Below are 22074 nucleotides of genomic sequence, written 5' to 3'. Positions count from 1 at the left end.
TAAGTGATTTATTGCACATCTATTCGCATTTTGCGACTTACAAGTTTATAATCAAATTTTTCTTTTCAACCTACATCATAAACTCCCATGAAACCAGCAACAGCAACCATCAATGGCAGTGCTTTACGCCATAACCTAAAACTCATTAAATCACTTGCACCAAATAGTAAAATTTGTGCTGTCGTTAAGGCAAATGCTTATGGGCAAGGGATTCGATGCGTCACTAAAAATATTGAAAATATGGTCGATGCTTTTGGGGTTGCCAGAATTAAAGAAGCCTTGACTATTCAAGAGAGTGGTTATGCGGGCAAAATTGTGTTGCTTGAAGGTTTTTTTGACCGAGAAGAACTGCTTAAAACGCTATCTCGCCGTTTTGATACGGTCATTCACTGCATTGAACAATTAGAAATGCTAGAGAAAGTGGCACAAGAGTGGCAGAAAGAGCAAGAGAAAGGTTTTTGGAAACGTAAAACAAAAATTTATTTTCCAGTCAGTGTTTGGTTGAAAATTGACACAGGAATGCACCGCTTAGGTATTCATCCCGAAGATGTGTCTGAATTTTACCAACGATTAAGCCAATGTCCTTTAGTTTCAAGCATTAGCTTTATTAGCCATTTTAGTCGAGCAGATGAATTAGATTGTGGTTATAGCGAAAAACAGATTGCTGTATTTGAAGAAGTGAGTAAAGGTTATTCCGTAGAACGCAGTTTATCTGCATCAAGTGGTATTCTGTATTGGCAACAAGCACATTATGAATGGGTTCGTCCCGGGATTATAATGCACGGTATTTCCCCCCATAATCGCCCAATTACTGAACTCGGTTTTAAACCTGTAATGACCCTTTCTTCATCACTAATTACCGTTCGCACTCATAAAGCAGGTGAACCTGTCGGCTATGGTGCTGCTTGGATTAGCCCGAAAGATACCAAAATTGGTGTTGTAGCGATTGGTTATGGTGATGGTTATCCAAGAAATGCTCCTGAAGGCACACCTGTCTTTATCAATGGACGAAAAGTTCCTATTGTTGGGCGAGTATCAATGGATATGATGACCGTTGATTTAGGCATTGATAGCCAAGATAAAGTCGGCGATGAAGTGATTTTATGGGGCAAAGATCTCCTGATTGAAGAAGTTGCAGAAACTATAGGGGTAATCAACTATGAGCTCATCACTAAACTTACCCCAAGAGTGTTGATTGAGTATAAGGAAGAATAATAAGAGCTAGTGTAAGCAACACAATGGTTGTGATTTCACAATTACATTTTATTGTTCTGGGGGGAAATCCCCCCAATGCGTTAAATTATATGTAACTCAAAACGGAATATCATCATCAAAGTTCTCTGCAGGGGGTTCTGCTTGTGGAGCTGGTTTTGCTTGTTGCGGTTTGGCTTTTGGTGCATTGTAGCTTTGATTTTGAGCATAGCCATCATTCATTCCACCTTGGTTGTAGTTATTTGATGGTGCTGATTGTTGTCCCCAATCTTGATTTTGACCGTTGCCATAGCCACCACCTTGAGCATTACGACTACCCAACATTTGTAGTACATCGCCTTGAATTTCAGTGGTATAGCGATCTTGTCCGTTTTGATCTTGCCATTTGCGAGTTCTTAAACGCCCTTCAACATATACTTGTGAGCCTTTACGCAGATATTGCCCAACAACTTCAGCTTGGCGACGATAAAATACAATTCTGTGCCATTCTGTAATTTCACGACGCTCGCCTGACATTTTATCTGTCCAGCTTTCTGTGGTGGCAACGCTGATATTTGCTACTGCTTCACCATTTGGCATTGTACGCATTTCAGGATCGTTACCTAAATTACCCACAATGATCACTTTATTTACACTTGCCATAGTATCCTCTAAATTATTCAAATATAAAATCTCAGCTATTTTGCCTGATTTCAAAAAAAAAATCATCAAATAAAACTGATATTTTGTACAGTTATTTAAATTATGCGATAATGATCAACAAATAGAACTATCCTGCTTTACAGCTTTGAAGGCATTATGCAACATATCGATATTCGTGGGGCGAGAACTCATAATCTAAAAAATATCAATTTAATTCTACCTAGAGATAAATTTATCGTTATTACTGGTTTGTCAGGTTCAGGAAAATCTTCCTTAGCCTTTGATACCCTTTATGCTGAAGGGCAACGCCGTTATGTCGAATCACTTTCGGCTTATGCTCGTCAGTTTTTATCGTTAATGGAAAAACCTGATGTTGATCATATTGAAGGGCTTTCTCCTGCGATTTCGATTGAGCAAAAATCAACTTCTCATAACCCGCGTTCAACAGTTGGTACGGTCACTGAAATTCACGACTATTTACGTTTACTTTTTGCTCGAGTAGGTGAGCCTCGTTGTCCTGATCACGATACACCACTTGCGGCACAGACAATTTCACAAATGGTTGATCGAGTGTTGGAAGAACCTGAAGGAAAACGCTTGATGTTACTTGCTCCTGTGGTTAAAGGGCGTAAAGGGGAGCATGTAAAACTTTTAGAGAATCTGACCGCTAATGGTTATATCAGAGCCAGAATTGATGGGGAAATTTGTGATCTTTCTGATCCGCCTAAACTTGAGTTACAGAAAAAACATACGATTGAAGTGGTGGTTGATCGTTTTAAAGTGCGATCGGATATAGCGACTCGCTTGGCAGAATCTTTTGAAACGGCACTTGATCTATCAGGTTCAACAGCCATTATTGCCGATATGGACGATCCCTCTGCGGAAGAATTACTGTTTTCATCGAGTTTTGCATGTACAGAGTGTGGCTACTCTTTAAATGAACTTGAACCGCGTTTATTTTCATTCAATAACCCTGCTGGAGCTTGTCCAACCTGTGATGGTTTAGGAGTGCAACAATATTTTGATGAACGAAAAGTTGTGCAAAATCCTGAAATTTCGTTAGCAAATGGGGCAATTAAAGGGTGGGATCGCCGTAGTTTCTACTATTTTGGTTTACTTAAAGCGGTCGCTAAACATTACGATTTTGATATTGAAACGCCATTTAATGAGTTACCGAAGAAAATTCAACAAATTGTCTTAAACGGCTCAAAAGATGAAATTGAATTCTTGTATGTGAATGATAGGGGCGATAGTGTTAAACGTGTTCACGCATTTGAAGGTGTGCTTAACAATATGGCTCGCCGTTATAAAGAAACTGAATCCAATTCAGTGCGTGAAGAATTAGCTAAATATATCAATAATCGAGCTTGTACAGATTGTGAAGGCTCTCGTTTACGCAAAGAGGCCCGTTATGTTTTTATTGAAAAAACGAATCTGCCGATGGTATCAGAAAAAAGTATCGGTGAAGCTCTCGACTTTTTCGATAAGTTGAATTTGGTGGGGCAAAAAGCCAAAATTGCCGAAAAAATTCTGAAAGAAATTCGAGAGAGATTACAATTTTTAGTCAATGTCGGTTTGAATTATCTCTCATTATCTCGTTCTGCTGAAACCCTATCAGGAGGAGAAGCGCAACGGATCCGTTTGGCGAGCCAAATTGGTGCTGGGTTGGTTGGGGTAATGTATGTGTTAGATGAACCTTCTATCGGTTTACATCAACGAGATAACGAACGTCTTCTAAATACCCTAATTCATTTACGCAATTTGGGGAATACCGTTATTGTGGTTGAACACGATGAAGATGCGATAATGGCGGCAGATCATATTGTGGATATTGGTCCTGGTGCTGGTGTTCACGGTGGAAACGTGATCGCTCAGGGAACAGCTCAAGAAATTATGCAAAGTGAAGTGTCATTGACGGGTAAATTCTTATCGGGGCGTGAGAAAATTGAAATCCCTGCACAAAGAACGCCAAGAGATGCTGCTAAACTGCTGATATTAAAAGGGGCGAAAGGCAATAATTTAAAAGAAGTAGATTTAGAAATTCCAGTCGGTTTATTTACTTGTATTACTGGCGTTTCTGGCTCAGGTAAATCGACCTTAATCAACGATACCTTATTTCCTATTGCACAAAATGCGTTAAATCGTGCTGAAAATAGCAATGTTGCTCCTTATAAAAGTATTGATGGGCTTGCACATTTTGATAAAGTGATCGATATTAACCAAAGTCCGATTGGGCGTACACCACGCTCAAATCCTGCGACTTACACAGGGTTATTTACACCTATTCGTGAACTCTTCGCAGGCACACAAGAGGCAAGAGCAAGGGGATATAACGTAGGACGCTTTAGCTTTAACGTGCGTGGTGGACGTTGTGAGGCTTGTCAAGGTGATGGGGTAATTAAAGTGGAGATGCACTTCTTACCTGATGTTTATGTTCCTTGTGATCACTGTAAAGGCAAACGTTATAATCGTGAAACCCTTGAAATTCGCTACAAGGGCAAAACGATTCATCAAGTATTAGATATGACGGTGGAAGAGGCTCGTGAATTTTTTGATGCTGTTCCTATGATCGCCCGCAAATTACAAACACTGATTGATGTCGGATTATCGTATATCCGTTTAGGGCAATCTTCTACCACACTTTCAGGCGGTGAAGCTCAACGCGTTAAGTTGGCAACGGAGCTCTCAAAACGAGATACAGGTAAAACGCTCTATATTTTAGATGAGCCCACCACAGGTCTACATTTTGCCGATATTAAACAGCTACTTAGTGTATTACACCGCTTACGAGACCAAGGTAACACTATTGTTGTGATCGAGCATAATTTAGATGTGATCAAAACTGCCGATTGGATTGTTGATCTCGGTCCTGAAGGTGGTGCAGGCGGTGGACAAATTATTGCAACAGGGACCCCAGAGCAAGTTGCTGAAGATAAACATTCTCACACAGCAAGATTTTTAAAAGCTATCCTTGCTAAAGGTTAATACTGATTACTCAAAAGCTAATCAAGCGGTGAGATTGATGCAAAAATTTGCAAAAAAATAAGCGAATCTTACCGCTATAAATAAGCTGAAAACTGCAGAATAAAAGGATAAAAAATGGAATATCAATTTACTCATACCATGCATGGTGTTGTGGCTAAGTGTTCAATGGATCACGAAGCTTTTGCTCGTTGGCTGAATACCGAGCTCTCAAATAATCCAAAAGAGTTACAAGATATTTTTACCGAAATTGCTAAATGCCGTATTGCACCTAATTACGAAACAATTTTTGAAGGCAAAGAATATACGCTCTATTTAAGTGCTGATGAAGTAATGGCAAAGGCGAATAATCTAGATATGGCATTTGATGATTTAGATGAAATGGAAGAAGGTTTTAATTTCTATAACGAAGAAAGTATTGCTTTTTGTGGACTAGAAGATTTTGAAGCCTTTTTGCAAGCTTATCAACGTTTCGTGAATACATTTCACTAGGTCATAATTTTAGTCGAGTTTGTAGATATGCTCCAAGCTCTACATATTTTATGGAGTGATATTTTATTTTGTGATCAAAGTCATTTTTTCTTGATATAAATTTCGCTATAATTTTAGCCAAATTAGTATCTGAAAAGGATGTGAATATGACTAAAAAATTTGTACTGAATGATCACCCCCATCGTAGATTTAATCCGCTTAAAAATCAATGGGTATTAGTTTCTCCACATCGTGCAAAACGCCCTTGGCAAGGGCAACAAGAAGCCTTGGTGCAAGATGAGAAACCAAGTTATGATCCAACTTGTTATCTTTGCCCTGGCAATAAACGGATTACAGGTGAAGTTAATCCAAACTATACGGAACCTTTTGTATTTAAAAATGATTTTTCCGCACTTTTGCCTGATACACCTGCTCCAGACTCTAATCGCGATCCATTATTTAAAATTTCACATACTCAAGGCGAAAGCCGAGTTATCTGTTTTTCTCCCGATCACAGCAAAACACTCCCTCTTTTAACGCCAGCCGAAATAGAAAAAGTGATTCAAACTTGGCAAGCTCAAGCGATGGAACTAAGTCAGCGTTATGAATGGGTGCAGATTTTTGAGAATAAGGGCGAGATGATGGGCTGTTCTAATCCACATCCACACGGGCAGATTTGGGCAAGTAATTTCTTACCTAATGAAATTGCCACAGCAGATCAATGTCAGGCGGATTATTTTAAGCAATACGGTTCGCCACTGTTAATTGATTATGCACAACGTGAATTAGAAAAAAGAGAAAGAATTGTCGCAGAAACAGAAGATTGGATTGCAGTTGTGCCATATTGGGCAAGTTGGCCGTTTGAAACCTTACTGTTGCCAAAATCAAAACATTTCACGCAAATTACCCAGTTAAATCAAGCAGAACGAGAAGATCTTGCACTAGCATTGAAAAAACTGACTACTCGCTACGATAATTTGTTTAACATCAGCTTCCCATACTCAATGGGATTCCATTTTGCCCCTTTTAATCAACAAGATAACTCCCATTGGCAATTACATGCTCATTTCTATCCACCGCTTTTACGTTCAGCAACGGTGCGTAAATTTATGGTTGGCTATGAAATGATGGCAGAAACTCAGCGTGATTTAACCCCAGAGCAAGCGGCAGAGCGTTTATTAGCCGTTAGTGATGAAATTCATTATAAAAATAACAAATAGAAGGAAGAGAAAATGAATCCAATTGAACTTTCACAACAGCAATTTGAACAGCATTTTGGTTATGAGTCGCAACATACAGTGTTTGCTCCAGGACGAGTTAATATCATCGGTGAGCATACTGATTATAACGATGGTTTTGTAATGCCTTGTGCAATCAACTATGGAATGGCAGCGAGTTTTAGTCCTCGAGATGATTCTATTTGGCGAGTGTATGCGATTGATATTAATGAAACCGATGCATTTGATATTAAAAAGCCGATTCCACAAAGTGAAGATAAATGGAAAAATTATGTGCGTGGTGTGGTGAAATATATTCAAGAGCGTTGCCCTGAATTTATTCAAGGGGCAGATATTGCGATGACCAGTAATGTGCCGATGTCATCGGGGCTGAGTTCATCTGCAGCATTAGAAATCTCCATCGGGAAAACGTGCCAAGTGTTAGGGAATTTGCCATTAACACTGGCAGAAATCGCACTAATCGGTCAAAAAGCAGAAAATAAATTTGTGGGCGCCAACTGTGGCAATATGGATCAACTGACTTCTGCTTTGGGTCAGAAAGATCATCTTATAATGATTGATTGCCGTAGCCTTGATATTACGCCAACGCCGGTACCACAAGGGTATTCCATTGCAATTATCAATTCTAACGTTAAGCACGATCTTGTTACGGGGGAATATAATAGCCGCCGTCAAGAGTGTGAAACAGCCGCACAATTCTTTGGTGTTAAAGCATTGCGTGACGTGACACCAGAGCAATTTATTGAGAGAGCTGCCGAATTACAGCAACTTAACGAGTTAGCCTATAAACGAGCAAAACACGTTGTTAGCGAAAATCATCGTGTTTTAGAAGCTGTAGAAGCATTAAAAGCAAACGATATGCAGAAATTAGGTGTGTTAATGGCAGATTCTCACGATTCAATGCGTGATGATTTTGAAATTACTACGCCTGAAATTGATTATCTTGTTGAATTAGCACAAGTAGCCATTGGTAAAGATGGTGGAGCAAGAATGACGGGTGGTGGTTTTGGCGGTTGTATTGTTTGTCTTGTACCAAATCAAAAAGTTGATGCATTACGTCAGTTAATTGCAGAAAACTATCAGAAGCAAACAGGGATTCAAGAAACTTTCTATGTTTGTACTGCTTGTGATGGGGTTCATCAAGTTAAATAGAACGCTCATCTAGGGGCAAATGTAATTTGCCCTTACATATGAACCCAATGTCCGAAATGTAGGGGCTAATGATATTAGCCCCATAAGTCATTAGCCTCCCATCAATAAAGAGAACAAAATATGAACCTTTATTTTCTTGAAAATGAATATCTCAAAATTACTTTATCCGATTTTGGTGCAAGTTGGCTCTCTTGTTTAGTCAAATTACCCAATGAAGAACGAGAAGTTCTTGTGACTACATCAGCAGAAAATTGGCAAAAACAGACCGCTTATTTTGGGGCAACAGTTGGGCGTTATGCGAATCGTATTGCCAATGGGCATTATGAGCTTAACGGAAAAAGCTACCAACTTGCCAAAAATAACGGTGAAAATAGCTTACATGGCGGTGTTTTAGGAGCGGATAAGCAAATTTGGCAAGTCGAATTTGCCACTGAAGAAGCGGTTAGATTTCAGAAAGTTTTTGCAGATGGTGAAGAAGGCTTTGGGGGAGAAGTAACAAGCTCTGTAGAATATCGTTTGAAAGGTAATCAACTTGAAGTTGCTTTTGATGCGATAAGTGATCAAGACACCCCATTTTGTTTAACGAATCACGCTTATTTTAACTTATCTAATGAAGAAACTATTCATCAACATAAGTTACAGCTCAATGCGGATTATTATTTGCCTGTGGCAGAAAATGGCATTCCAAATCAAGCAGTCAAAGCAGTTGAAAATACGAGCTTTGATTTCCGAGAGGGAAAACTTATCGGTCAAGGGTTATTGGCTGATGAGGATCAGCGAAAAGTTAAAGGGTATGATCACGCTTTCTTACTTGCAAAAAAATCAGTAGATCTTACCGCTTGTCAGCCCGATGCAGTGCTTTCTGTGGCGGATATAACACTTGAGCTTCGTACAACTAAGCCTGCATTACAGATTTATACAGGGAATTGGTTAGGTGGACAACCCAATAAAATAGGCGGAGTTTACGCAGATTATGCGGGTGTTGCTCTTGAGCCTGAATTTTTTCCGGATACACCAAACCACCCAGAGTGGTGGCATTTCGGTGGGATTTTGAAAGCCAACGAAACCTATCAACATCGTATTCAGTATCGATTTAGCCTGATTTAATACCAAAGAATAGGGCAACCCGTATATGAGTTGCCCTAATTATTTTCACTGTGACTTAATTATTCATCTTCAAAGCGTTTTGCTTTGTATTGTGGGTTCATTAGGTTTTCCACAGAAAGAATATCATCCAGTTGTTCTTCTGTGAGTAATCCTCTTTCTAATACCACTTCACGTACGCTTCTTCCTGTTTTTGCACAGATTTTACCGACAATATCGCCCTCGTGGTGACCGATAAATGGATTTAGGTAAGTGACGATACCGATAGAGTTAAATACATAGCTTTCGCAGATTTCTTTATTTACAGTAATGCCATCGATACATTTATCGCGTAAGTTCACACAAGCGTTTGCAAGAATATCAATTGATTCAAACATTGCTTGGCCGATAACTGGTTCCATTACATTGAGTTGTAATTGACCTGCTTCTGCGGCAAAGGTAACCGCAGTATCATTACCAATCACTTTAAAGCAAACTTGGTTTACCACTTCTGGTACGACTGGGTTTACTTTTGCTGGCATAATGGATGAACCAGCTTGCAACTCTGGTAAGTTAATTTCATTTAAGCCTGCACGTGGGCCTGATGAAAGTAAGCGTAAGTCATTACATACTTTAGAAAGTTTTACTGCTGTGCGTTTTAATGCACCGTGAACCATTACATAAGCACCACAGTCTGATGTCGCTTCGATTAAGTTTTCTGAAAGAACGCAAGGTAATTGTGTAACTTCTGAAAGGTATTTCACTGCTAATTCAGCATAACCAGTAGGGGTGTTTAATCCAGTACCGATTGCTGTTGCTCCTAAATTCACTTCTAATAATAATTCAGCAGTACGTTTTAGATTTTTAACTTCTTCATCAAGTAATACAGAGAACGCTTTAAATTCTTGACCAACAGTCATTGGGACCGCATCTTGTAATTGAGTACGTCCCATTTTTAATACGTTTGCGAATTCATTAGCTTTGTTTTCGAATCCATGTTGTAGGTAAAGCACTTTCGTAATTAAATGCATAATACTGTTATAAACAGCGATACGGAAACCAGTAGGATAAGCGTCATTTGTAGATTGGCTCGCATTAACGTGATCCATTGGGTTTACATATTGGTATTCACCTTTTTTGTGACCTAAAATTTCAAGGGCTAAATTGGCAACGACTTCATTAGTATTCATATTGACTGAAGTACCAGCACCACCTTGATAAACATCAGATGGGAATTGATCCATACAGCGACCGTTCACTAAAATTTCATCACAAGCTTGTACGATGGCTTTCGCTACTTTTTTCGGGATTGCCCCTAATTCACCGTTAGCAAGAGCAGTGGCTTTCTTCACCATTACCATACCACGAACGAATTCTGGAACGTCAGAAATAACATTTTTAGAAATCTTAAAGTTTTCAACGGCTCTTAAGGTATGAATTCCCCAATAAACATCATTTGAAACTTCGCGTTCACCTAATAAATCAACTTCAACACGAGTATTACTCATAATATATTCCTTTTAGTGATGTAACAATTTGTGGCGCGATCATAGCGATTTTAATAGTAAAAAAATGTGATCTAAATCATATTTTTAAAAAGGGTAGGACGATATAAATTACCGGTTCGGATTAGTTTTTCTTATGTGGGAATATGGATAAAGAAAAAGCACCTACTAAGAGGTGCTTTGAAATCAATAAGTTATTTAATAATAGTTAATTCACGTACTTTTAACTCAGTTTTATTCCATTCACTGTCGATTTCGCCATAAAGACGAACTTTGTCTTGTGAAGAAACATTTTGACCACGCCAAATATGGTTGTCAATTTCTACGCGAATTTGACCGCTTGCATCTGCAATGATGTATTCATCATTATCAACCTGACTTAAAATTTTACCTTCGATAGTCACATAGCTGTCATCACGCGCAGATAATGCTTGCTTAATACTAATGGTTTGTGATGGCGTATTTGCACCAAAAGTCTGTTGATTAGACATTGGCTGATTATTACAGGCTGTTAAGCCTACAATACCTGCAAAGATTGAGATAGCTGCTAATTTTTTCATTATCTTACTCCAAATTAACGAGAGATACGTTTGACATCAATTTCGGTTCTACCGTATTCTTTATCAACTTGACCATAGATTCTTACCTTAGTTTTTGGAGTTGCTTGTAAGCCGCCCCATAAATCGTCATCAATTTCTACATTAATTTGGCCTGTTGAATCTTTGAAAGTATATTTTTCATCACCGACTTTACTTACAATATAACCGCTTAATGAAACATAGGTATCATCGTGAGCTTTTTTCGCTTGTGCAATAGTTGAAACATTTTGTGTTGAGCCACCATTGCCACTGTTAAAACCGCCATTGTTTGAATTACCTTGGAAACCAGCAAATGCTGATGTAGAAAGTGCTAAAGCTGCAGTTAAAGCGATTAATTTTTTCATTAAAAATCTCCAAAAGATTAAAGTTAAAAAATGAAGAAGTTGTTCTACTTCTTGTTTACAGGGCTATTAGACCAACAAAATCTTAAAAAAATCTTAAGAAATAAAAATTTTTCATTTTTTATTCAAAAGCATAGCCTTGACATGCAAGTTGTTGTTCATCTAAATAAGCCTTGCCATTTTTTAAATACAGCCTATTACTACAAAACCATTCAACAACAAGGGGATAACAACGATGTTCTTGTTCATAGACTCGTTGAATAACATCATCTAACTCATCATCAGGGTAAATTGGTACCTTGGATTGAAGAATGATTGCTCCGCCATCTACTTCTTCATTCACAAAATGGATTGTCATTCCATGTTCGGTATCACCTGCGTCCATTGCACGTTGGTGAGTATTTAAACCTGCATACTTAGGTAGCAAAGACGGGTGAATGTTGATAATTTTCCCCGTAAAGCGTTGAGTAAATTCGGGTGTTAGAATTTTCATATAGCCAGCAAGCACAATCAAATCAGCATTTAGCTGTTCAATTTTTTCAGCAATAGCGCTATCCATTGCAAGATTGTCAGAAAATTGTTTGCGAGCGAAGACAAAAGTAGGGATATTCGCTTTTTTTGCTCGCTCTAAACCATAAGCGCTGGCTTTATTGGAGATAACGGCGACAATTTTCCCGTTAATATAGCCAGAAGTAGTTGCATCAATAATGGCTTGTAAATTTGAACCATTACCCGAAATCATGACGACAATATTTTTCATATTTTGTAAATTGTAAGAAAAAAAGAACCGCTTGCACTTTTGCAAGCGGTTAGTTTAAGGAAATATTTTACAGAATTTCAACTTGCTCTGCATTTGGTTCACGATTTTCAATTTTACCGATCACCCAAGCATCTTCACCCGCTTGTTTAAGTAACGCTAATGCGGTTTCGACATCTGCATTTGGTAATGCAATCACCATACCAACACCACAGTTAAATGTGCGATACATTTCGTAGTGGCTAATGTTACCTTTCTCTTGTAACCATTTAAACGCAGGTTGCCATTCCCAACTTGATTCATTGATAACCGCTTTTACATTTTGTGGTAATACACGAGGAATATTTTCCCAGAAACCGCCACCTGTTAAGTGAGCAATAGCGTGTACATCTGTTTGTTTAATTAATTGTAGGATTGATTTTACATAGATTTTTGTCGGAGCTAAGAAATGCTCGCTTAATGGTTTGCCTTCAAGTAGATCTTCCGATTTAGCACCACTGATTTCTAATACTTTACGGATAAGAGAGTAACCATTTGAGTGAGGACCACTTGAACCTAATGCGATGAGAGTATCGCCAACTTTAACGTTTGAGCCGTCAATAATTTCAGATTTCTCAACAACACCAACACAGAAACCTGCTAAATCGTAGTCGCCAGCGTGATACATTCCTGGCATTTCTGCAGTTTCGCCACCTACTAATGCACAACCAGATTGTTCACAACCATTGGCAATGCCTTTAATGACAGAACTTGCGACATCAACATCTAGTTTACCTGTTGCGTAATAGTCCAAAAAGAAGAGTGGTTCTGCACCTTGAACAACAAGATCGTTCACACACATCGCAACCAAATCAATTCCGATAGTGTCGTGTTTGTTTAAATCAATAGCAAGACGTAATTTTGTGCCTACGCCATCTGTACCAGATACTAAAATAGGCTCTTTATATTTGGTTGGTAACGCACATAACGCACCAAATCCCCCTAATCCCCCCATTACTTCAGGGCGGCGAGTACGTTTAACATCTGCTTTAATTCGTTCGACTAATTCATTACCTGCGTGAATATCAACGCCAGCATCTTTATAACTTAGTTGTGTTGTCACAGAAAAAACCTCATAAAATAAAAAGACGGAGAATTATATCATTAAAGCAAACGTTTGCGGTAGTAAAATAAACATTAAAGGTAATAATTGTCTCGTAAAAAGAGATAGAGTTAGAAAAATTCATTTGCTAAATGTGGTGAGTTCTGTTATTTATACGCGCCTTAAAAAAGCCCCTAAAAAAGCTGTAGTTGATCATTAGGGAAAATATCACAAAAAACAGGAGTGACTTATGACTCAAGTGGCAAATACCACTTCGCTTAGTTTATTAGCCTTAGCTGGTGTAAATCCTTATCAACTGGGCAAGGATCAAGAATATATGGATGATGCTCAAATTGAGCATTTCCGCAAAATTTTGAAAGTGTGGCACGGTCAAATAATGGAAGAAGCAGAGCGTACAAAAAGTCAAATGCAAGACGATGTAACCAACTTTGCCGATCCTGCTGATCGTGCGACACAAGAAGAAGAGTTTAGCTTAGAGTTGCGTAATCGTGATCGTGAGCGTAAATTACTTAAGAAAATTGAACAAACGTTAATTAAACTCGATTCAGGTGATTATGGATACTGTGATGCTTGTGGCGTAGAAATCGGTTTAAAACGTTTAGAGGCTCGTCCAACAGCGGATTTATGTATTGATTGTAAAACACTTGCTGAAATCCGTGAAAAACAAATGGGCGGCTAATTAAAGTTGTGAGATAGAAAAGCGGATAGCGATGGCTATCCTCTTTTTTATTGATAAATTTTTGTCTCCAAATTTGAGGTGTCTTATTTTAAATTATATTAAGTCGCTTTTTTCTCGCCCAAAAAAGAGTAAAAAGCAATCTCTTCTCGAAACAAGCGAATTACAGTCTTCCACGAATGTAGATCATTTAAGCTCCAATAAAGCGGATATCCGTTCTGGGGAGAGGAAAAAACGTCATAATAAATCGCATCAACAAGCAGTTCCTCCACATATTTTGCATAAAAAGTTCACAGTGAGTGCAAGCCAGTTTGGTATTGGATTAAAAAACTTCCCGAATAATGCGATTTCGATTGTAACTAAATTACAGAAAAATGGTTATGAGGCCTATATTGTTGGCGGTTGTATCCGCGATTTGCTCTTAGGCTATAAAGCGAAAGATTTTGATATCGCAACCAACGCTCGTCCAGAAGAAATTCAGAAAATTTTTGGCCGTCAATGTCGTTTAATTGGTCGCCGTTTTCGTTTAGCACACATTGTATATGGTCGAGAAGTTTATGAAGTTGCTACTTTCCGAGCTGAACACCACAGTAATGCTAGCGAAAAGATGTCAAAAACCAGCGATTCAGGAATGCTATTGCGTGATAATGTTTATGGTACTTTGCGTGAAGATGCAGAACGCCGAGATTTTAGCGTCAATGCACTTTATTACGATGTTACACACAATTTAATTTTTGATTTCTTTAATGGTATTGCAGATCTTAAAGCGAGTCGTTTATCGCTGATTGGCGATCCTATTACTCGTTATCAGGAAGATCCAGTCAGAATGCTGCGTGCTGTACGTTTTATGGCAAAACTAGATATGTTTTTAGTGCGTGAGAGTGATGAACCTATCCGTAAAATGACACATCTGCTTAGCCACATTCCGCCAGCTCGTTTATTTGATGAATCACTCAAATTATTACAATCAGGTTATGGGTTGAAAACCTATGAATTGATGCGTAAATATGGCTTATTTGAACAATTATTCCCGGTTTTAGCTCCATTTTTTACCGAAAAGAGTGATTCCAATACAGAGAGAATGATTGTAAAAGCACTAAATTCAACCGATGAACGTATTCGTGATAATTTAAGAGTCAATCCTGCATTTTTATTTGCCGCATTATTGTGGTATCCACTGCGTGAAAAAATTGATGAATTGAAAAATGAAGGCGGCTTAAACAGCCACGATGCAATGATGTTGGCGGCTAACGAGATTTTGGCTCAAAGTGCCAAATCAGTTGCACTACATCGCCGCTATACTTGCGTTATTCGAGATATTTGGGCTTTGCAATTTCAATTTCCAAAACGTACGGGTAAACGTCCGCATCAAACATTAGAGCACATTAAATTTAGAGCTGGATTTGACTTGTTAGTGATGCGAGCAGAAATTGAAGGTGGCGATTTAGTCGAATTAAGTGCATGGTGGCACGAATTTCAGTTTAGTAATGAAAACCAACGTGGTGATATGCTGAAAAATGTGAAGAATATCCCAACTTTTCGTGACGAAGAACCGAAGAAAAAACGTAAACCACGCCGTAAATTCTACCGTAAGAAAAAATCAGTGAATAGCGGTGAAAATCAAGGATAACGTAAAATGGAAACAACATTGCATACTGTTTATATCGCACTAGGTTCTAATTTGGAAAATCCACTTGAACAGCTGCAACAAGCGGTAAGATCATTGCAAACATTTGCAATAAATTTATCTGTGAGTCCTTTTTACGGCAGTAAACCTCTCGGACCACAAGATCAACCCGATTATGTAAATGCAGTGGTAAAATTTGATACGGATCTAACCGCTATTGAATTACTAGATAAATTGCAGAGTATCGAAAATGAGCAGGGAAGAGTACGTTTACGCCGTTGGGGTGAGCGTACTTTAGATTTGGATATTTTGCTTTATGATGCTCAACAAATTCAAACGGAAAGATTAACTGTTCCCCATTATGATATGCACAACCGAGAGTTTGTCATTGTGCCTTTGTATGATCTTACTCCCGATCTACAACTACCAAATGGGCAAAAATTATCAGAACTTTATCAACAGTTTAAAAATCATCAGATGGTTGTGTTAAGCAAATAACCTTAGAAAACAGCGAAAACTAAATCTGCTTTAAAAAAGTAGGGATTTATGCTATTTTCACCAAAATTTTTATCAATTAAGGCAATATAAATGTCAATTACATTAACAACCAAACAAAAACAATACTTAAAAAGTTTAGCTCACCATTTAAACCCCGTTGTAATGCTAGGCGGTAATGGATTAACCGAAGGGGTGCTTGCTGAAATTGAAAATGCACTTAATCATCACGAGTTGATTAAAGTGAAAATTGCAGGGGCAGATCGTGAAGTAAAACAGCTTATTATTGATGCGATTGTGCGAGAAACTAAAGCGGTATCTGTGCAAACAATCGGACATGTTTTAGTGTTATATCGTCAAAGTGAAGAGAAGAAAATTCACTTACCGAAAGCAACAAAAGCGATTTAATTTGCAAATTTTAATGAAGAACAGACCGCTTGTTAGCCAAGCGGTTTTTTTATAAAACGTAGTTTTTATAAGGGTAATGACGTGATCAAAAAACTCACATTCTTTACATTTTTGATGTTAATTATTCCACTTGCGACTTGGGCAATAGAGTGGCAATGGGCATTAGATACTAATTTACAGGCGGCAGATCTAGATTTTGGACTGTTTATTCTGACTGAAACAGGCTCTACGCCTTATGCTTTGATTACTTGTGTGCTGTTTATGTTATGGCTAATGTGGCTTACTCGTAAACGTTATTCGTGGTTCTTAGTTGGTTTTATTTGTGCTAGTTCGGTGGTCGGCACACAAATTATCAAAGAAGGAGCAAAAGCGGTATTTAAAGAACCACGTCCTTTTGTGACGCAAATGTTTCAAGCAGAGACAGAACGTTTTTATTCCTTACCAAAACTAGATCAAGAAAAACAGGTACTAACTTTTAGTCAGCCAAATATCCAGTTCGTAACGGAACATCAAGCCGATGAATTAGGCTATTCTTTCCCGTCAGGGCATACCATTTTTGCGGTATCTTGGTTATTAGTTTTTGCGGGCTTTTTATTTGGATTAAGTGGACAAGCGGTTATTTTTGCTCAAATTTTTGCAATTTTGTGGGCTGGTTTGATGTTGATCAGCCGTTTGCGTTTGGGAATGCATTATCCTATTGATCTCTTTGTTAGTACGTTGATCTCGTGGTTATTCCACTTGATCGTTTTCGTTTGGGTAATTCCTTATCTATCACAATGGCAATGGTTTAGAAAGAGAGGGTAACAATGAACTATTATTATGGCTTAGACATTGGCGGAACAAAAATTGAACTTGCAGTATTTAATGATAAATTAGAGAAATTATATAGCGAACGTGTACCTACCCCACAGACTAGTTATGAAGATTGGTTATATACCATTGAAACTTTAGTACGTAATGCCGATGCAAAATTTGATACTAAAGGTTCAGTTGGGTTGGGATTACCGGGTTTTGTAAATCGTGAGACGGGCGTTGCTGAGATTACTAATATCAAAGTGGCTGACGGTAAAACCATTATTAAAGATTTGACCGAACGTTTAGGACGAGAAGTCCGAGCTGAGAATGATGCTAACTGTTTTGCCCTTTCAGAAGCTTGGGATGAAAATAATCAGCAATACTCAACAGTTTTAGGCTTAATTTTAGGTACGGGCTTTGGTGGTGGATTTGTTTTTGACGGTAAAATCCATTCGGGACGTATCGGAATGGCGGGAGAAGTAGGGCATATTCAACTTAACTATCACGCACTCCAATTATTGGGGTGGGATAATGCACCAATCTATCCTTGTGGCTGTGGTAATCGTGCTTGCTTAGATACTTATCTCTCTGGGCGTGGTTTTGAAATGCTTTATCGTGACTTGGTTGGTGAAGCGATTGATGCCAAAACAATTATTACCCGTTTCCATCAAGGCGATGAAAAAACGGTTAAGTTTGTCGGCATGTTTATTGAGCTAATGGCAATTAGTATCGGTAATCTGATTACTGCGTTAGATCCTGATATGATTGTTTTTGGTGGTGGCTTATCTAATTTTGATTACATTTATGATGCTTTACCAAAAGCATTACCGCCACATTTAATGCGTAGTGCAAAAGTACCCGTATTTAAGAAAGCCATTCACGGTGATTCAGGCGGTGTTCGTGGTGCGGCTGCGTTATTCTTAAAATAAATAGATAAGGCGATAGAATGAATAAGCTCCCTATCAGTGTTACGATGCTGGTTAAAAATGCAGAAAAATATTTAGCACAAAGTCTGCAAAGTCTATCTGATTTTGCAGAAATTGTTGTGTTAGATAATGGTTCAACAGACAATTCCTTAGCGATTGCCAGTCAGTTTGATAATGTGAAAATTCATCACCATTCTTTTATTGGTTTTGGACCAATGAAAAACTTCGCAGCAAGTTTTGCAAGCTATGATTGGATTATCAATGTAGATAGCGATGAGATTTTTTCTGCTGAATTGGTTGAAGAAATTCGCCAGATAGATTTGAGTCAAATAAATAAGGTTTATGCGATTTTGCGGATCAACCATTATCGAGGTAAGCCAATTAGAACTTGTGGTTGGTATCCTGATTATGTGAAAAGAATGTATCATCGAACTGTCGTGAAATTTAATGATAAACAAGTTCACGAATCGTTAGTCATTGATAAACATATCGAAACAATCAGATTAAAACAGCATTTTCTACATTATTCTTTCGATGGAGCGGAAGGGCTAATCAATAAAATGCAACAATATACGAGTTTGTTTGCTAATCAGCAACAATTTCGTAAACGTAGTTCGATATTCAGTGCAGTTTCACATGGTATTTCTGCTTTCTTCAAAAATTATATTTTGAAAAAAGGGATTTTGTCAGGAGCGGACGGTTTTGTGATCTCTTTTGCAAATGCCAGTGGATCTTATTACAAATATGTCAAATTAAATGAGGCTAATCAAAAGCTTACGACTTCCTTAATTATTACAACTTATAATCGTCCTGATGCCCTAGAGGCAGTGCTATATTCTGTATTGCATCAGCGAGTAATGCCAAATGAAGTGATTGTGGCAGATGATGGGTCAAGAGAAGATACGCGTGCGGTCATTAGCCGCTTACAGCGAGCTTTCCCTATTCCATTAAAACACGCTTGGCAAGAAGACGATGGTTTTCGCTTGGCACAATCGCGTAATAGAGCTTTAGCAATGGCGAATAGCGATTATATTGTGATTATTGATGGTGATATGGTTTTACACCCTGAATTTATTGCAGATCATAAAAAGGCAGCTAAAAAAGGCTTATTTGTACAAGGTGGACGAGTGGTTTTAACTGAAGAAAAAACCGCAAAACTTTTACAAAATCCGACCGCTTACAGGCCATTAAAATGGTATGAGAAAGGCTTGGAAAAACGCCTAGAAAAACGCCTGTCTGCATTACATTTACCATTTTTATCATCATTATTTTTACGCAGAGAGAAACAAAATCTTCACGCAGTGCGTGGTTGCAATATGGCATTTTTCAAGGAAGATGCAATGGCGATTAACGGTTTTAATAATGATTTTGTCGGTTGGGGACGTGAAGATAGCGAATTTGTTGTACGTTTCTTTAATAATGGTGGGAAACGAGCTAATCTTAAATTTGCTGCCATTGCCTATCATCTATGGCATCACGAAGCTACTCGCGCCTCATTACCAGAAAATGATAAATTGCTTAATCATGCGATTAGTGAAAAACTGAAATGGTGTGAGAATGGTTTAGCACAAATTAAATGAGATATGGTGAATGGGCATTGAGTTGCCCATTTCTTTTTTGTAAGAAATATCGGAGATAAAATGTTAAAAATCACTCCTATTCCTGCATTATCAGATAATTATATTTGGCTGATACAACATCAGAATGAAGTCGTTATTGTTGATCCTAGTGAAGCGAAAAAGGTGTTAGATTGCCTTGCAAAAAATCAGCTTAATCCTACCGCTATTTTATTGACTCACCATCATCGTGATCATACTGAAGGTGTACCTGAATTACTATCGTATCATCCGAGTTTGGCGGTTTATGGTTCATCAGAAGTTAGCGAATTGGCGACTCGCCTTGTAGAACCCGAGGAGCATTTTTCTTTGTGGGAGTATGATGTTCGAGTGATCGAAAGTGCAGGGCATACCGAAAAACATATCAGTTATTTAGTTGATAATCGTTGGCTATTTTGTGGTGATGCGTTATTTTCTGGCGGTTGTGGCAGGGTATTTACAGGGAATTACCAAGCTCAGTTTGATACTTTACAACGTTTTAATGCTTTACCTGATTGGGTCGAGGTCTATGCAGGCCACGAATATACTCAAAGTAACTTAAAATTTGCACAAGCAGTAATGCCAAATAGTTGTGTCTTATTTGAGTATCAAGAACGAGTTGATATATTGCGCTCTCATCATAAACCGACTTTGCCAAGCACTATTGGTATTGAAAAACAGATCAATCCATTTTTGAGAGCAGAAAATTTAGAGAAATTCATTCAATTACGTCAGCAAAAAGACAATTTTTAATAACAACGCAAAAGTTAAAACCATTTTTAGAAGTCTATTGCTTATGATATATTAATGAAATTTTGCATTAGGCAAATAAATTGATTTTATAGAGAGTATTTTCAGTGAATTTCGACCCACTTAATATGCCACAACATGTTGCAATCATTATGGATGGCAACGGTCGTTGGGCAAAACAGCAAGGTAAACTGCGTATTTTTGGCCATCAAAATGGGGTCAAAGCGGTCAGAACCGCTGTAAATTTTGCAGCAAAGCATCAAATTAAGGTCCTGACGCTTTATGCTTTCAGTAGTGAAAACTGGAACAGACCTGAAGCTGAAGTATCTGCGTTAATGACGCTTTTTATGAAAGCCTTAGACTCAGAAGTGAAAAAATTGCACCAAAATAATATTCGCTTAAAAATTATTGGGGATAAATCTCGCTTTAGCGAAAGTTTGCAAAAAAGGATTGAACAATCAGAACAACTTACTTCTCAAAATTCGGGACTTATTTTAAATATTGCGGCAAATTATGGTGGTTACTGGGATATTGTGAATGCGACTAAACAGCTTGCAACGCAAGTTAAACAAGGTATTCTCGGAATTGAACACATTACCCCAGAACGTTTTCAGCAAGCATTAGTCACAGAAGACCAGCCACAAGTAGATTTACTTATTCGAACCAGTGGCGAACAGCGTATTAGTAATTTTTTATTATGGCAGATTGCGTATGCCGAGCTATTTTTTAGCTCAGTACTATGGCCTGATTTTAATGAAGAACATTTCGCTGAGGCGATTAGAGCTTATCAACAACGTGATCGCCGATTTGGTGGTTGCTAAAATTTATAACTTAAAAGGAATGAAAAATGCTTAAACAGCGTGTTTTATCTGCAATTGTAATGATTGCTGTTGCATTGATGGCATTATTTTGGCTTTCTCCGTTATTTTTTACTTTAGTATTATCTGCCATTATTGTGTTAGGTATGTGGGAGTGGGCGCAGTTTGTTGGCTTTAAAAGACCGATTGCTCGTGCCTTAGTCGCATTTATGACTGCAGGTTTGCTCTTTTTCCCGATTATTGCAGCGACTGATTATATTCAAGCAGCAAAATTTCTAACCGATAGCACAACGCCTTTTCTTTTCTTAGGGTGTATTTGGTGGGTTATAGCCACTCTCTTAGTTGTTTCTTATCCTAAATCATCAAATTTTTGGTCTAAATCAGTCAGTGCAAAATTTATTTTTGGTTTCTGTACACTTATTCCATTTATGTTGGGTACTTTAGCATTGCGTTTCTACCAATATAATAGCAATGAATATCAAGGTACGTTTTTATTGCTTTATGTTTTCTTATTGGTTTGGGGGGCAGATTCAGGTGCGTATTTTGTTGGGCGAGCTTTTGGCAAGCATAAACTAGCACCAAAAGTTTCACCTGGTAAATCTTGGGAAGGGGCTATTGGTGGTGTTTTTACTTCTGCTTTAATCGCAATTATTTTCTTACAGTCTGCCCCAGTAGATGTTTTTGGGAGAGAGTTAAGTACGATTTCATTCGTGATTCTCTCAACGATTACCGTGGCAATTTCGGTATTAGGTGATTTAAGTGAAAGTATGTTTAAACGTCAGGCAGGAATAAAAGACAGTAGTAACCTAATTCCAGGACATGGTGGTATTTTAGATCGCATTGATAGTTTAACAGCGGCAGTGCCTATATTCGCCACAGGTTTTTTCTTCTTTCTATAAT

22 protein-coding genes are annotated in these 22074 nt (G+C 38.1%); 16 read left to right on the top strand and 6 right to left on the bottom strand.

Going from position 1 to position 22074, the window contains the following annotated elements:
• Nucleotides 1-87: 87 nt before the first annotated feature.
• Nucleotides 88-1215, top strand: a complete 1128-nt coding sequence (alr, locus tag A1D26_RS03300; protein ID WP_157402665.1) for an alanine racemase — start codon at nt 88-90, stop codon at nt 1213-1215.
• Nucleotides 1216-1311: 96 nt separating this feature from the next.
• On the opposite strand, the gene A1D26_RS03295 is transcribed toward alr, so the two are convergent.
• A complete protein-coding gene (locus A1D26_RS03295; protein WP_157402664.1) occupies nt 1312-1854 on the bottom strand; it encodes a single-stranded DNA-binding protein in 543 nt (180 codons plus the stop codon).
• A 156-nt stretch (nt 1855-2010) separates the two neighbouring features.
• On the opposite strand from A1D26_RS03295, the gene uvrA reads away from it, so the two are divergent.
• The 5 genes from uvrA to A1D26_RS03270 all read left to right on the top strand — a co-directional run bounded on the left by uvrA (nt 2011) and on the right by A1D26_RS03270 (nt 8804).
• On the top strand, nt 2011-4839 hold the full coding sequence (gene uvrA / locus A1D26_RS03290; protein WP_157402663.1) for an excinuclease ABC subunit UvrA: 2829 nt from the start codon (nt 2011-2013) through the stop codon (nt 4837-4839).
• A gap of 114 nt (nt 4840-4953) precedes the next feature.
• A complete protein-coding gene (locus A1D26_RS03285) occupies nt 4954-5328 on the top strand; it encodes a YacL family protein (RefSeq protein ID WP_157402662.1) in 375 nt (124 codons plus the stop codon).
• A 146-nt stretch (nt 5329-5474) separates the two neighbouring features.
• Nucleotides 5475-6527, top strand: a complete 1053-nt coding sequence (gene galT, locus A1D26_RS03280) for a galactose-1-phosphate uridylyltransferase (RefSeq protein ID WP_157402661.1) — start codon at nt 5475-5477, stop codon at nt 6525-6527.
• Nucleotides 6528-6539: 12 nt separating this feature from the next.
• On the top strand, nt 6540-7697 hold the full coding sequence (gene galK, locus A1D26_RS03275) for a galactokinase (RefSeq protein ID WP_157402660.1): 1158 nt from the start codon (nt 6540-6542) through the stop codon (nt 7695-7697).
• Between the two features lie 120 nt (nt 7698-7817).
• Nucleotides 7818-8804, top strand: a complete 987-nt coding sequence (locus tag A1D26_RS03270) for a galactose-1-epimerase (protein WP_157402659.1) — start codon at nt 7818-7820, stop codon at nt 8802-8804.
• A gap of 59 nt (nt 8805-8863) precedes the next feature.
• On the opposite strand, the gene aspA is transcribed toward A1D26_RS03270, so the two are convergent.
• From aspA to purM, 5 genes are all read right to left on the bottom strand, one after another.
• A complete protein-coding gene (aspA, locus tag A1D26_RS03265) occupies nt 8864-10288 on the bottom strand; it encodes an aspartate ammonia-lyase (RefSeq protein ID WP_157402658.1) in 1425 nt (474 codons plus the stop codon).
• Between the two features lie 191 nt (nt 10289-10479).
• Nucleotides 10480-10845 carry a YgiW/YdeI family stress tolerance OB fold protein gene (locus A1D26_RS03260; RefSeq protein ID WP_157402657.1) on the bottom strand — a complete coding sequence of 122 codons (366 nt, stop codon included), beginning with the start codon at nt 10843-10845 and terminating at the stop codon, nt 10480-10482.
• Between the two features lie 14 nt (nt 10846-10859).
• The gene (locus tag A1D26_RS03255) at nt 10860-11228 is read right to left on the bottom strand and encodes a NirD/YgiW/YdeI family stress tolerance protein (protein WP_157402656.1); all 369 of its coding nucleotides are present in this window, start codon (nt 11226-11228) and stop codon (nt 10860-10862) included.
• A gap of 118 nt (nt 11229-11346) precedes the next feature.
• On the bottom strand, nt 11347-11985 hold the full coding sequence (gene purN / locus A1D26_RS03250; RefSeq protein ID WP_157402655.1) for a phosphoribosylglycinamide formyltransferase: 639 nt from the start codon (nt 11983-11985) through the stop codon (nt 11347-11349).
• Nucleotides 11986-12052: 67 nt separating this feature from the next.
• Nucleotides 12053-13084, bottom strand: coding sequence for a phosphoribosylformylglycinamidine cyclo-ligase (gene purM / locus A1D26_RS03245; RefSeq protein ID WP_157402654.1), 1032 nt, complete (start codon nt 13082-13084; stop codon nt 12053-12055).
• 229 nt (nt 13085-13313) lie between these two features.
• On the opposite strand from purM, the gene dksA reads away from it, so the two are divergent.
• From dksA to A1D26_RS03195, 10 genes are all read left to right on the top strand, one after another.
• Nucleotides 13314-13763: an RNA polymerase-binding protein DksA gene (dksA, locus tag A1D26_RS03240; protein ID WP_157402653.1), complete on the top strand. Its 450-nt coding sequence runs from the start codon at nt 13314-13316 to the stop codon at nt 13761-13763.
• A 73-nt stretch (nt 13764-13836) separates the two neighbouring features.
• Nucleotides 13837-15390 (top strand): polynucleotide adenylyltransferase PcnB, encoded by a 1554-nt coding sequence (pcnB, locus tag A1D26_RS03235; protein ID WP_232516800.1) that lies wholly within the window; start codon nt 13837-13839, stop codon nt 15388-15390.
• Nucleotides 15391-15396: 6 nt separating this feature from the next.
• A complete protein-coding gene (folK, locus tag A1D26_RS03230; RefSeq protein ID WP_232516794.1) occupies nt 15397-15885 on the top strand; it encodes a 2-amino-4-hydroxy-6-hydroxymethyldihydropteridine diphosphokinase in 489 nt (162 codons plus the stop codon).
• 90 nt (nt 15886-15975) lie between these two features.
• Nucleotides 15976-16290 (top strand): ribosome assembly RNA-binding protein YhbY, encoded by a 315-nt coding sequence (yhbY, locus tag A1D26_RS03225; RefSeq protein ID WP_157395438.1) that lies wholly within the window; start codon nt 15976-15978, stop codon nt 16288-16290.
• A gap of 114 nt (nt 16291-16404) precedes the next feature.
• On the top strand, nt 16405-17094 hold the full coding sequence (locus A1D26_RS03220) for a phosphatase PAP2 family protein (RefSeq protein ID WP_198303088.1): 690 nt from the start codon (nt 16405-16407) through the stop codon (nt 17092-17094).
• Between the two features lie 2 nt (nt 17095-17096).
• Nucleotides 17097-18014, top strand: coding sequence for an N-acetylglucosamine kinase (gene nagK / locus A1D26_RS03215; protein WP_157402651.1), 918 nt, complete (start codon nt 17097-17099; stop codon nt 18012-18014).
• 17 nt (nt 18015-18031) lie between these two features.
• Nucleotides 18032-19591 carry a glycosyltransferase family 2 protein gene (locus A1D26_RS03210; protein WP_157402650.1) on the top strand — a complete coding sequence of 520 codons (1560 nt, stop codon included), beginning with the start codon at nt 18032-18034 and terminating at the stop codon, nt 19589-19591.
• A 60-nt stretch (nt 19592-19651) separates the two neighbouring features.
• On the top strand, nt 19652-20359 hold the full coding sequence (gene gloB / locus A1D26_RS03205; RefSeq protein ID WP_157402649.1) for a hydroxyacylglutathione hydrolase: 708 nt from the start codon (nt 19652-19654) through the stop codon (nt 20357-20359).
• Nucleotides 20360-20484: 125 nt separating this feature from the next.
• Entirely contained in the window at nt 20485-21177 is a 693-nt protein-coding gene (gene uppS / locus A1D26_RS03200; RefSeq protein ID WP_157403028.1) for a polyprenyl diphosphate synthase, read from the top strand.
• A gap of 26 nt (nt 21178-21203) precedes the next feature.
• Nucleotides 21204-22073 carry a phosphatidate cytidylyltransferase gene (locus tag A1D26_RS03195; RefSeq protein WP_157402648.1) on the top strand — a complete coding sequence of 290 codons (870 nt, stop codon included), beginning with the start codon at nt 21204-21206 and terminating at the stop codon, nt 22071-22073.
• The last annotated feature ends 1 nt before the right edge of the window (nt 22074 follow it).

It is taken from the genome of Ursidibacter maritimus, from assembly GCF_009761395.1.
In the GTDB taxonomy this organism is placed as follows: domain Bacteria; phylum Pseudomonadota; class Gammaproteobacteria; order Enterobacterales; family Pasteurellaceae; genus Ursidibacter; species Ursidibacter maritimus.
This window is presented reverse-complemented; position numbering and strand designations above follow the sequence as displayed.